This is a genomic window from Ruminococcus sp. B05, from assembly GCF_003628495.1.
GTDB classification, from domain to species: domain Bacteria; phylum Bacillota; class Clostridia; order Lachnospirales; family Lachnospiraceae; genus Schaedlerella; species Schaedlerella hominis.
This window is the reverse complement of record NZ_RBZR01000001.1, coordinates 277,659-290,900: the sequence shown is the minus strand read 5'-3', so window position 1 is coordinate 290,900 and position 13,242 is coordinate 277,659. Positions and strand designations below refer to the sequence as shown.

Here is a 13,242-nt window from a genome sequence, read left to right as displayed (position 1 = left end):
ATCAAGACTCCTTTCTTCCCTTTCTAAATTCAGTTGTAAAATCAGGGTGGTATAACTCAGAGCGTTGATATTCACTGTTTAATATACGGCCAACAACAATAAGTGCTGTTTTTGTGATTCCGTTTTCTTTTGCTGTTCTTGCTAATGAGTCTATTGTACAATGATACACTTTCTCTTCCGGCCATGTTGCTTTATAAACAATTGCCGCAGGAGTATCCGGTGAATAGCCGCCCGCTATTAGTTCTTTTTGCAACTCCAAAAGCATGCCTGTACTTAAAAAGATTGTCATCGTTGCCTGATGTGATGCAAAGGAACGAATTGATTCTCTTTCCGGAACAGGTGTACGCCCTGCCATTCTTGTAATAATCACAGACTGTGAAATACCGGGCAGTGTATACTCCGCATTTAATGCCGCTGCTGCTCCACAGAAAGAACTTACTCCGGGACATACTTCATATTTAATTTGTTCCCTCATAAGCCAATCCATTTGCTCTTTAATCGCGCCATAAAGGCATGGATCTCCTGTATGTAACCGCACAATTTCTTTTCCTTCATGAGCTCCATTAACCATAACATCCATAACTTCTTCTAATGTCATTTTCGCACTATTATAGACAATACAATTTTCTTTTTTGTTATTCAATAGCTCTGGATTGACAAGTGAGCCCGCATATACAATAATATCTGCTGTTTGAAGAAGCTTTAATCCTCTAACTGTAATTAAATCTTCCGCTCCCGGGCCTGCTCCTACAAATGTTATCACGTATCTTCCTCCTCTATTCTTTAGCTTCTTTTATAATCATTAATGAATAATACCCCGCTGTTTCTGGTATATCGTCTATCGTTCGATATATTTTTTCATTTTTCATACCACAATTTTCTACCATTTCAACCTGATAATTTTCATTCTTTATTAACTGTTTTACTTTTGCTAACTGTTTTCCAGTTTTCATCAATATTTTTGTTCCTGGTAATCGCAGACTTTGCTCAATTTCATAGGATGCCGGAAGAATATGAAGCTCATCTCTATTTTCAACCAAGCCTATATTCAACCTTGCCGCAGCACTGTAAAATGAAGGTACCCCAGGAATTAACTGTGTTTCATAATTTTTATCCTGAAGATGTTTGTGAACATATAAAACCGTTGAATAAACAGTAGGATCACCTAATGTAATAAAAGCAACTGATTTTCCTTTTTTTAGATTTTCTATAACTTTTATTGCATCTGCTTCATGTATCAATTTTAATTTCTGCATATCTTTAATCATCGGCATCGGAAGCAACAATAATTCTTTTTCTTTTAGCTCAGGTATGGCTTCCAAAGCTATTTGGTAAGCTACACATTCTTGTAAAGCCGCCTCATATTCTGCTTGTTCCTCGAAATTAATGATTATAGGTTTTTCTATATATTCCTTTGACAAAGCAATAGCAATCACTTCGCATTCTTTCATTACACGAAGTGCCTTTATTGTCAATAATTCTGGATCACCTGAACCAACACCTACTCCATAAAATTTTCCTTTCATTCTATTTTATACCCCTGTCGTTTCTGATCTTGTATATATTTAAGAAGTTCTGGAACCTGTGTTGTTCTTCCTAAAATTCCATCTTCCTTAGAAAAGAGAATTGCACCAATTTGCAATTCTTCACCGGCTCGATTTTGCAAATAAAATTCAACCCGTTTCATAACCGATTCCATAACTGTCTCTAATAAGTTTTCTCTTTTTAATATCTCAATCGCTTCCGTTGTTGTAATACAATTCATTAATTCCTGTATAACCGCTCTATCGGCACCACATAATGCTGCATGTACAGATAAAACTTCCATTCTGCAATCAGCCTGTCTAGAATGGGTGTTCATTACTCCTGCTGCAACTTTTATCAATTTACCGATATGTCCGACAAACAACAGTCCTTTCATATCCAAATTTACTGCATCATCAATAACATCTCCTACATAATTACTGTATTTTACTGCTATATCCGCATCAAACCCTAATGAATCATTTAAAAAGTCAATTCCATAATTTCCTGGTACTGCATAACACCAATCGAAACCATTTTCCTTTAACATTTTCATTTCAAGAAAAATCGTATCTGTTAATGCCTTTTCGCTCATAGGCTGCACAATTCCCGTTGTTCCTAATATGGAAATTCCTCCTTCTATCCCCAATCGTGGATTAAATGTTTTTTTTGCAAGTTCAACCCCCTCTGGTACAGAAATAACAATGGATAAGCCTTGATGATAATCGTATTTTGCACATTGTTCTTTTGCCTCTTTAATTATCATTTCACGAGGAACTTTATTAATTGCTGCCTGACCAATACTTTGTTCCAGCCCTTTCCTTGTCACACGCCCTACACCTATACCACCATCAATGATAATTTCTGTTCCGAATCGTTTTTCAACTCTTGCATACACACAAATGCCATTCGTCACATCCGGATCATCACCACTATCTTTTTGTATACCACAACTCACCCAGTCTCTCGCTATTGAAATATCTTTTACTTCTAAATAGAGCTCTGTTTGATTTGGTGTGAGCAAAGAAATATTTTGTATTTCATTTCCGGACAATAACATTTCCAAAGCTGCCTTCGTGGCTGCTGCTGCACAACTTCCAGTTGTATATCCAGTTTTTAATTTTTTTTGTTCATGCCATATTTCTGTGCTATTCTGTCCTGCCATCTAATTTACGCTCCTAGATTATCCTGAACCTGTTCCTTTTTAGAATTATTATTCTCTATATTAAAGTAAGCATTTATTAAAAGTAATCCTATTACATAGAAACCATTTTGTATGCCATAAAAAGACGGATTAAATATTGGTCTTGCCAGCATCCATGCCAAGCACAATAGAGTAAACAATTTTATTTGAGTATTATTATATTTCACATATTGCCAAATCCCCTTGATATACACGCTAATAATCCCTAAAATTATCATAATAAAGCCAATCAAGCCGAACTGATAAAGAAAAGAGAGATATTCTGCTTCGTATGAAAAAGGAGCTGTCGTACTTCTGATCAAATCAGGAAGATAACTTCCCATACCATGACCAAAAAGAGGGGCTTCTGAAATTCCTTTGGTTAATTCTTGTATTTGAATCTGCCGAACTGAATCTGACTCAACTACTTTTGCAGAGAAAAAACGATATTGCACTATTTTAAATATAGGTTTAAACCAAATAAAAGAAGTTAAAACTGCTCCCCCTATTCCAATATATCTCACTTTTTTGGAAATATATTTCCATTCGAAAAGCAATAATAATACCATAAAACTGGCAAATTCTACCATATATAATCTTGAATATACAATCATTGTATAGATTGCTAATAATAGCGTAAGCCAAAGCTTTTTACTTTGTCTTATCTTTGGAAGTAATAAAAAAAATGGCAATAATCCGATAACAAGAATATCTGAAGTACTTTGAATTCTAACAAATGTCAGACTTCCTAACTTCATTGTCATCATGATTGCTTCTACATTAAATATTTGAATATATAACTGATACAAAACTTCATATTGGATTAACTTACATAAAAAAATAACTTCTAATATTATTTTTGCAACTATCTTTACCAGCATCATCCAAAATAAACATCGCATTATCTTATGTAAATCCAGTAAATTTTCTTTTATTAAATGAAAGGTAAGCAAAAACATAATAAAAGAAAGATATAAAAGTGAAGCACATTCTACACTATATTCACATCCTTGCAACCAGCTGATCAAACACCATAACGCTCCGCTTATTAAAACTATAATCTCCAATTTTGAAATTCTAATTATGCTTTTCCAATCATTCAATTTGATAAATATATAACCACTTACAGCCACAAATAAGCAGATACATATTTTTTGAACCGGAACATTAAAAATTTTACCTACCGGTAATATATAACTCAATATATAGAGGCAAAATATTGTATTTAGCCAGTTTTTTTCTATTGTATTTATATTTTTATTATCCATATTACATCCTTCAACATTTCTATTTTTATATAATCAACATGAGTTTATCATGATTTTTATTAAGTTTCAACTTATATTCCTTGACATTTTTTCTCCCACACTATGCAGTTTTCTAATTACATGATACAATATTATAATATTACTCAAGAAAGGCGAGGATTTAAAATTGAATCAGACAACATATGACTATTTAATTGTTGGAGCCGGTTTATATGGTTCTGTTGTAGCTAATGAATTGAAGAAAAAAGGCAAAAAATGTCTAGTTATAGATAAGCGTGACCATATTGCCGGAAATATATATACCGAGAATATCGAGGCAATAAACGTACATAAATATGGCGCTCATATTTTTCATACCTCAGACAAAAAAATATGGAATTATATAAACCAATTTGCTGAATTTAATAACTATATTAATTCACCTATTGCTATTTATAAGGATGAACTGTATAATCTTCCTTTCAACATGAATACTTTCAGTAAGATGTGGGGAATACAGACACCTCAAGAAGCAAAAGAAATGATTGCGAAACAAGTTTCTGAATCAGGTATTAAAGAGCCCAAAAACTTAGAAGAACAAGGATTATCTCTTGTTGGTCGTGATGTATTTGAAAAGCTTGTAAAAGGTTACACTGAAAAACAGTGGGGTCGCGATTGTAAAGATCTTCCGTCATTTATTATAAAACGCCTCCCAGTTCGTTTCACATATGATAATAATTATTTTAATGACAGATATCAAGGTATTCCTATTGGTGGTTATACAGCAATTATTGAAAAAATGTTAGAAGGTATAGATGTACAACTCAATACGGATTTCTTTGAATTTTATAAAGCTCATCCAAACATTGCTACTGACATCATTTATACCGGCATGATTGATGAATATTATAATTATCAATTTGGTGCACTTGAATATCGCTCTGTTAGATTTGAGACAGAAACTTTAGATTGTGATAATTATCAAGGAAATGCTGTTGTAAATTATACAGATCGAGAAGTACCTTATACAAGAATCATTGAGCATAAACATTTTGAATTCGGAACGCAGGAGAAAACTGTGATTTCCAAAGAATACTCTTCTGAATGGACTGTTGGCATGGAACCTTATTATCCGGTAAATGATGAGAGAAACAATGCTCTTTACCAAAAATATAAAGAACTGGCAGACAAAGAAGAACACATTATATTTGGCGGTCGCTTAGGGCATTACAAATATTATGATATGGATAAAGTGATAGCTGCTGCGCTGGATGATGTGAGTAAATTGATGTAATTTTTAAGTAGCTACTTACTTATACTATAAAATAACTAAGCAGCTACTTTTTTTTGCTTATAATTTAATCAAATTCCGGATTAATTGCATAGAAATTTTTACTATCTAAATTCTCCTGCACGATTCTTAAACTTTCACCAAAACGTTGATAATGAACAATTTCTCGCTCTCTTAAGAAGCGTATAGGATCACATACTTCAGGGTCTTTCACAAGGCGTAAAATATTATCATAAGTAGTACGTGCTTTTTGCTCAGCTGCCATATCTTCGTGCAAATCAGTTATCGGATCTCCTTTGGATTGAAAATAGGTAGCGGTCCAAGGGGCTCCGCTGGCAGCTTGTGGCCAAAGAGCTAATGTGTGATCAACATAATACTTATCAAATCCTGATTCTTTTAACTGTTCTGGAGTTAAATCTCTGGTTAATTGATGCACTATAGCACACACAATTTCCATATGAGCCAGTTCCTCCGTTCCAATATCAGTCAATATGCCTGTTACTTCCTTATACGGCATAGTATATCTTTGTGACAAATATCTCATGGATGCAGCCAGCTCTCCATCTGGACCACCAAATTGCGATATTATAACTTGTGCGATCTTTGGGTTAGTTTGAGTTATTTTAACAGGATACTGCAATCTTTTTTCATAACTCCACATTTAGCATCCTCCTTCCTGCCATGGCCAAGGTTCATTTATCCAGTTCCATTTTTCACAATCAGATTGTACAGCAGTATCAATTGTTAGTGGTCCATAATATTTGGCATACTCTTTTAAAGCTTCATTCCGCATATAACTATATTCTCTAAAATAAGACAATGCTTCTTCATCCCATGGATGTGTATCTAAATATAACTTTACATCATCAACTGCAAAACTGATTTCATAAATTTTATTTAACAAATCTCTTCTACATGGGCAGGCTGTCATCGATTGCATCCTCCTTTCCCTCGAAAAGGTTTGTCTAATTTTTCAAATATTGTTCCTTGTTGAAATCCTTTTTGAATATCATATATCTTTTCCCATTTTTGCCAAGGAACATATGCCATCGCAATTGGTAAATCGAATAAAACATCTTGTTCTCTTTGACAAGGACACGCCTGATTTACACAAGAAGTATAATTTGAATTAAAATATCCCTGACGTTGATACCGCATATTATTGGAAGTGTTTATCAATTTAATTCTCCCTTCAACATTTTCCAATATTAAGATATGTAAAAAAAGAAAAAGGGTTCCGAAAGCAAACTACTTTCGTAACCCTAGCCATTATTTAGCAGATTTTCCAAGTTTCACATCTACTGTCTTTTCAGTCCATTCTCCATTATTTTCAGGAACTTGAATTGTTACAGATACTGTTTTACCACTCTCATAGTATCCCAACTCCTTCTGTAGTTCTTCCATGCTATTAACTGTTGTTCCATTCAGTGCTGTAATAACATTGCCTTTTGTAATACCAGCTTCTTCTGCGCCGCCACCTTTGACTATTTCAGCAACATAAACACCTGTAGGCATATTATATTTTTTAGCACTTTCTTCTGTTACATCATATCCTTTTACACCAAGGTATCCTTTTTTCTCTTCAGAAACCTTATGTTTTGTTTCTTGATTCATCAGATTATCAATTATGTCAGAGACATCACTAATTGGTATTGCATACCCCATTCCTTCAACTGTTGTACTTGCTAACTTAGAAGAATTAATACCAATCACTTCGCCATTTGCATTTACAAGAGGACCTCCACTATTTCCTGGATTGATTGCAGCATCTGTCTGAATTAATTTTACACCGGTTTCTTCAGTCTCACCTGTTTGCTCATCAGTTGTAGTACTTTCTCTATTTACTGCACTGATAACACCTGTTGTAACTGACTGTCCATATCCCATAGCATTTCCAATTGCAATAGCTGGCTCACCAACCTGAAGTGCTGTTGAATCTCCTAATGTTGCAACCGCAATTTTTTCCATTGTTTCCGAAGAAACCTGATTCAATGGGACAGCAATTACAGCAAGATCATGCTCTGGATCAGTTCCTTTTACATCTGCATCCACACTTGTATCATCATCAAATGTAACTGTTAAAGATTCATTATCTGCAATTACATGATTGTTTGTTACAATAAGAAGCTCATTATCTGTTTTCGCAATAATGATTCCGGTTCCGCAACTTTCACTCTGGTATTGAGATGTTTGACCCCAAAAATTCTGTACTTCCTGAACGCTCATATTCGTAATTGCAACGACTGATGGCATTACATCATTGACAATTGAAGAAACATCTGAAGTTACAACACTGGATGATTTTGTAACAGCTGTTGTCGATGTTTTTACATCGCTATTTGAGTTCTTATTTAATCCTAATATATTTGTTCCAATATAACTTGTTGATAAGAACACACCTGAAGAAACAATACCAAAGATAATCGCTAATCCAATCACAGCTATAACTTTTGTTATTTTTTTTGATTTTTTTTGATGATTATTTTCTCCCTGTGAATAATTATTTTGAAACTGGTTATCATCCGGATTATAATAATTATATTGATTTTCCATATCAGTTCCCTCTTTCTCTTGTATTTTATAATGATATAATAATCATTCTTTGTGATGATTTTGTGTTCAATGTATAAAAAAACTTTGTTTAACTAAATGACTCCTTTTCCAATAGCAAGAAACAATTCTAAATTGTACTCTCGTTATTAGAAAAGGAGCTTTTATATACATTCTTATTTTTTCTACAAATCAATAAACTCTATATCATATTTTTTCTTAGAAGATTTTTTATTAGCTGCTTTTTTATTTTTCGTTTGTGGTAGTGGTTTTGTCTCATATGATTCATCATCATAATCATCAAATTCATCATAATCATCATACTCATCATCCATAAAAGCATCATGATCTTCTTCCATATAATCATCATATTCTATTTCATAGTCATCGTCTTTGCGTATAAATTGTTCGCGTGTTTTCTTCTTTGGTAAATCATTTTTTTCATCGTAATCATCATATAATTGATTAAGTTCGTCCGTTACATTTCTTAATTTAGATGCTATAACAATAATTATGATCAACATAATTATAATAATTGCCAGAACTATAATTGTAATTTTTAATAGATTATCTGACACTTCATTCTTAATCTGGTCTAGTAGCTGTCCCTTCTCTTTTGTCTCCTCTGCTTTCTCAGAAGTACGCTCTACATATCTTTGATATGTTTTATCAGTTGTATCGTATTGATAAAAAGCAATCTGTCCAGAAGGTCCTAATGCATTTACTAGATAAAATTCTTTATTTTCGCTATCCTTCCATACTGGAAAAACAAGTCCGTTCATATCTAATGTTGTTTCTCCAAATGTTTTAGGCAATGTATCTGTATTAGAAGCTTCTCCTAAAACATAAATATACTGATCATTTATTAGCTGTACCTGCTCAGCCAGTACAAAATGATTATCTGATTCATCATACATTGCATAAACCGGATCACTGTCACCAGATTTCGCAAAGACAAATTTAATTCCTGATGCATCCTGTACAACTGCATTATAATCTGCGCCATTATAATTCACAGTAGTTCTAGAAAATCCTGCAGGGATTAAAGCGTCTGTAAAATCATTATAAATTGAATACTGCACTCCTGAGATTTCAAGCAGTCCATCTCCACCGCTTGCCAGTACCTGTTGCGATGTTCCAGCAGCTGCAATCGTAATATTAGTTGAAACATCTGGTAAATATAATGTCTCATCCGAAAACAGATATGCCGTAGATCCAGCACTTTGAAGTACAGTATTTCCTTCACTTAAACATTTAAATACTATCGTGTAATTTAAAGTTGTTTCTGTACCTGTTCCTGATGCATTTAAAGAAACAACTCCATCTCCACCGCTTGCATTATCGCCACCGACAAACTCTAACATAGCACTATCATAATTCAATGTCAGGCTTCCATCACCTATAGGTTCTCCTGCCGTACTAATAGAAACCGGAATCGTGATTTCCTCTCCAACATTACCAGTAACATCTGTAATTTGTACTGTTCCTTCAGCAGCAAAACTTATAATCCCATATGCAAGAAATATAGTAAGTGCTGTCACTAAAGCCATGTACCCTCGGCTAATACATTTTTTCATTAACTTTTCATCCTCTCATTAAGTATTTTAAACAGTTTATTTAATATCCTGCACCTGTATCACTTTGACTTGAATCAGAACCATAATTATAGTCACCACTATAGTCGTTTGAATCATTATAATCTGTTTGCCCCGGATCATATGTTGTACTATCATCATAATTAATTCCATCATCATAACCTTGGTTACTATAATCAGTATATCCGTCATTATAATAAGAATCCGAACTGTCTGTCGTACCCGTACTGCCATTTTGACTTATACTTTCAAGTTCACTGTTAATAGCCGATAACGTAGATGACGGTGTATATCCATCTTCACCAAATAAATATTGATGCAAAGTTCTAACATTACTTTCTAATGTTAGAGGAACGACAACATTTCCTGCATCTTCATAATCCATAGTATCTTTTACTTCCGGAAAACCAGTAGTATCTGCCAGCTGATACTTCATGGCATCTTTTGCATAAGCCAAAATCTCTTTTAAAGTGAAGTTTGTTTCTATTTTAGGAAATACTTTATCAATAATCTTATTTATTGTTGCTAAATCTGCATGCTGAGCTTTTTCTGCTATTTTAGCCAATACTAATCTTTGACGCTCTGCACGCTTAAAGTCATCCCCTGCTGTATAACGGATTCTAGCATACGCTGTAGCCTGTACTCCACTTAAAGTCTGAAGACCTGAATGTTCTACTGCAACGGTATTAACACCAGTATTCTCAATTATTTCCATTATATAACCATTTAAATATTCAACTTCTTCATCTGTTACATCAATATCAATTCCACCCAGCGCATCAATCACATCCACCAATGCAGCAAAATCAACTGTAACATAATGTTGTATATCTAAATCCAAATTTTTATTCAACATAGCGATAGCCTGTTCTGCCCCACCAAATGAATATGCTGAATTTGCCTTATTGTATGTTCCATCTTTTTGTTGTAGTAAAGTGTCTCGATATACAGATGAAATCTTTACTTCTTTTGTTTCTCTATTTAAACTGGCAACCATGATCGTATCACTTCGTTCACCCATCTCGTCATTATTTGCTCTTTTATCCAGACCAAACAGTGCAACATTTAAATATCCGGATTCATCATAAGACAATTCATCTGAAATACTAAGGGCATCAACATCTAATTTTCCAACATTAAGTTTTCCCATTTTGCTTCCAACATAAGCCACACCAACAATTGCAGCAATAACAAAAATTAAAAGCACAATGCAAATCCCAACCAAAACTTTTTTACCCGTTGTCATGCCTCTTCTCTTTTGAGCTCTTTTTACATTTTGAGATTTTTTTCTATTCGCTTGTTTTCTCATTTTCTGATTTGACACAGAACGATTATTTCGCTTTGACATACTATTTCCTTTCCTCTTACCGTTTGTACTCCGCTGATTGATATCATACATGATTTTATTTAAAACATCAATCCATTTTCTACCAATATCTCTGATTCATTGTACATTTTTTAATCAACCACATCGGTAACTGACTATATTTTCTTCCAAGACAGTAACCCATATATTTAAATCCGCTCTGCGAAATCAATTTAATAATAAGCCACGGCTTTTTAATTTTAATTAAATAAATCATTGTATTTTTAACCAGACGCATTCCTTCTGACTCGGATTTAATGTTTTGAAATACTTCCGGATGTTCAACCTGCGAAACAGCAAGATCGAAATTTCTCTGGAATTGTTGTTTACAATTATAATTATGTGAATGAATCACTTTCGCTTCTGCAACATATTTTACTAGTCCACCGGATTGAATAATTTTTGCAGCCATAATCATATCTTCATTGAATATTGTTTTTTCTTCAAAGCCTCCCAATGACTCATAAACCGATTTCCTGTATGCTGCGCATACATCTGAACAAAAATATGTCTTAATCCCTAATGTTTCTAAATCTTCCATTGATTTTATTCTGCTCTGTTCTGGATAGTTAAATGCTCTTGTATATCGCTCAATCACATTACATTTACTATTCGGTAATTGTCTCGCATAAGCAGCTGCAATCTTTTCATTATCAAATGCTTTTACTAATTCTTCAATTAAATATTCATTTACCGGCATAGCATCCTGGGTCATATAAACAATAATATCTGTATGGGATTGCATTGCACCTTCATGTCTGGTTCCCCCATGATCAAACTGTTCCGGCTTTATTTTTGAAATTCGGATTTTATCACTTAAATTTTTTAATTCTTTAGGAAATATACCTGTTTCTGTATCAATAATATGAATTTCATGAATCGGATAAGTTTGCTTTAATAATTTTTTTATCAAATAGACAACTGTTTCATCTGGTCGATATGTCGGAATAATTATATCTACACTTTTATTCATTTTGCACCTTTTCACAATATCTTACATTATAATATTACTTATGTGTAATTGATTTTTGTTTATCAATATGCATTCTTATTAATAAATCCTTTAAGAAACGTTAACAGAATAATCTTTATATCAAATCCTAATGTCCAATTTTCAATATAATATAAATCATGTTCTATACGTTTACGGATAGATGTATCTCCACGATATCCATTCACCTGTGCCCAGCCTGTCAATCCTGGTCTGACTTGATGTTTTATCATGTATCGTGGAATCTCTTCTTTAAATTTTTCTACAAATAGTGGTCTTTCCGGACGAGGTCCGACAAGACTCATATCACCTTTTAATATATTGAACAATTGTGGTAGTTCATCAATACTTGTTTTTCGAATAAATTTTCCTATAGGTGTCACACGCGGATCATTTTTAACAGTCCATCCTTTTTTCTCATCTTTTTCTTTTTGTACAACCATAGAACGGAATTTATACATATAAAACGGTTTATTCTTCAATCCAATACGTTCTTGTTTAAATATCAACGGACCCGGATCGGTTACTTTAATTATAATTGATACAACTAACATAATCGGAGAGAACAAAATAATTGCAACTAACGCTCCGAATATATCCATCGACCGTTTCATAAAACGATTGATCCAATTATTTAAAGGCACATGTCTTATATTAATAACTGGAAGTCCTTGAATATCTTCTGTATAAGGTTTTGTAGGAATAATATTATTATAATCGGGAATAAACTTTGTATGAACTCCCGATTTTTCACACATATTGACAATTTTTCTTAATTTGTTATACTCGTCCAACCCTAATGTAATTACAATCTCATCAAGTTTATTTTCAGGAAGGATAATTTGTAAATCGTCTGTGCAGCCAATTACATTAATCCCTTTATATTCTGAACCTATTTCAATGCTGTCATCCAAAATCCCTCTTATTTGATATCCCCATTCAGGATTTGCTTTGATTCGATCTATATATTCTTCTGCTGCATTACTATATCCAACTAAGATAATGTGCTTTAGATTATGTCCGTTTTTTCGTATCTTACGCAATATCATACGTACTAGATTTCTTTCCAGAACTTCTCCAAACACATCAACTACACCGAACACAAAAAGCATTGTTCGAGATATATTAGGCTGTTTTATAACGTATAATACAACAATCAATGCCATAACACCGATTACATTTGCTTGTAAAATTCTCCACGCTTCTAGTCTTCTACCAAGAACCCGCTTAGGAACATACAGTTTAAAAATATAATATAGCATCAAAAATCCAGGAACAATCCCCCATAACCATTTCATATATTCCTGCAAAGACAGATACCATTCATCTAATTCAAATATACCACTCCGAAAACGGATATACCATGACAACGCATAAGCTAATATGATTACAATTCCATCTAGTACAACCTGAATTTGATTCAGCAATTTTTGATTTTCTTTAATCATTTTATTTTAACCTCTTATTTTTTACATAATATGTAATCCAATAAAAC

Annotated in this window: 13 protein-coding genes; 1 reads left to right on the top strand and 12 read right to left on the bottom strand. The window is 33.3% G+C overall.

Annotated elements, in window-relative coordinates; genetic code table 11:
- Position 1: 1 nt before the first annotated feature.
- The 4 genes from cobM to D8Q48_RS01115 are packed head-to-tail and all read right to left on the bottom strand — an operon-like array spanning position 2 to position 3,975.
- Positions 2–763, bottom strand: coding sequence for a precorrin-4 C(11)-methyltransferase (gene cobM / locus D8Q48_RS01130; RefSeq protein ID WP_121055117.1), 762 nt, complete (start codon positions 761–763; stop codon positions 2–4).
- A 13-nt stretch (positions 764–776) separates the two neighbouring features.
- Complete coding sequence (cobI, locus tag D8Q48_RS01125; protein WP_121055115.1) at positions 777–1,526, bottom strand: precorrin-2 C(20)-methyltransferase; 750 nt, start codon at positions 1,524–1,526, stop codon at positions 777–779.
- On the bottom strand, positions 1,523–2,689 hold the full coding sequence (gene cbiD, locus D8Q48_RS01120; RefSeq protein WP_121055113.1) for a cobalt-precorrin-5B (C(1))-methyltransferase CbiD: 1,167 nt from the start codon (positions 2,687–2,689) through the stop codon (positions 1,523–1,525). The genes cobI and cbiD overlap by 4 nt, the downstream gene beginning before the upstream one ends.
- A 5-nt stretch (positions 2,690–2,694) precedes the next feature.
- Complete coding sequence (locus D8Q48_RS01115) at positions 2,695–3,975, bottom strand: O-antigen ligase family protein (protein WP_118688020.1); 1,281 nt, start codon at positions 3,973–3,975, stop codon at positions 2,695–2,697.
- 166 nt (positions 3,976–4,141) lie between these two features.
- Here D8Q48_RS01115 and glf point away from each other — a divergent pair, with 166 nt between their 5' ends.
- Complete coding sequence (gene glf / locus D8Q48_RS01110) at positions 4,142–5,248, top strand: UDP-galactopyranose mutase (RefSeq protein ID WP_117989218.1); 1,107 nt, start codon at positions 4,142–4,144, stop codon at positions 5,246–5,248.
- 64 nt (positions 5,249–5,312) lie between these two features.
- On the opposite strand, the gene D8Q48_RS01105 is transcribed toward glf, so the two are convergent.
- The 8 genes from D8Q48_RS01105 to D8Q48_RS01070 all read right to left on the bottom strand — a co-directional run bounded on the left by D8Q48_RS01105 (position 5,313) and on the right by D8Q48_RS01070 (position 13,195).
- Positions 5,313–5,906 carry a manganese catalase family protein gene (locus D8Q48_RS01105; RefSeq protein WP_117989219.1) on the bottom strand — a complete coding sequence of 198 codons (594 nt, stop codon included), beginning with the start codon at positions 5,904–5,906 and terminating at the stop codon, positions 5,313–5,315.
- Positions 5,907–6,176: a spore coat protein CotJB gene (locus D8Q48_RS01100; protein WP_117989220.1), complete on the bottom strand. Its 270-nt coding sequence runs from the start codon at positions 6,174–6,176 to the stop codon at positions 5,907–5,909.
- The gene (locus tag D8Q48_RS17390) at positions 6,173–6,295 is read right to left on the bottom strand and encodes a spore coat associated protein CotJA (protein WP_243116207.1); all 123 of its coding nucleotides are present in this window, start codon (positions 6,293–6,295) and stop codon (positions 6,173–6,175) included. The genes D8Q48_RS01100 and D8Q48_RS17390 overlap by 4 nt, the downstream gene beginning before the upstream one ends.
- A gap of 219 nt (positions 6,296–6,514) precedes the next feature.
- Complete coding sequence (locus tag D8Q48_RS01090; protein WP_121055111.1) at positions 6,515–7,798, bottom strand: trypsin-like peptidase domain-containing protein; 1,284 nt, start codon at positions 7,796–7,798, stop codon at positions 6,515–6,517.
- Between the two features lie 182 nt (positions 7,799–7,980).
- Positions 7,981–9,372: a cohesin domain-containing protein gene (locus tag D8Q48_RS01085; protein WP_121055109.1), complete on the bottom strand. Its 1,392-nt coding sequence runs from the start codon at positions 9,370–9,372 to the stop codon at positions 7,981–7,983.
- 40 nt (positions 9,373–9,412) lie between these two features.
- Positions 9,413–10,738 (bottom strand): LCP family protein, encoded by a 1,326-nt coding sequence (locus D8Q48_RS01080; RefSeq protein WP_243116195.1) that lies wholly within the window; start codon positions 10,736–10,738, stop codon positions 9,413–9,415.
- 79 nt (positions 10,739–10,817) lie between these two features.
- Positions 10,818–11,729: a glycosyltransferase family 2 protein gene (locus D8Q48_RS01075; protein ID WP_117989224.1), complete on the bottom strand. Its 912-nt coding sequence runs from the start codon at positions 11,727–11,729 to the stop codon at positions 10,818–10,820.
- A gap of 62 nt (positions 11,730–11,791) precedes the next feature.
- Positions 11,792–13,195 (bottom strand): undecaprenyl-phosphate glucose phosphotransferase, encoded by a 1,404-nt coding sequence (locus D8Q48_RS01070; protein WP_117989225.1) that lies wholly within the window; start codon positions 13,193–13,195, stop codon positions 11,792–11,794.
- Between the last annotated feature and the right edge of the window lie 47 nt (positions 13,196–13,242).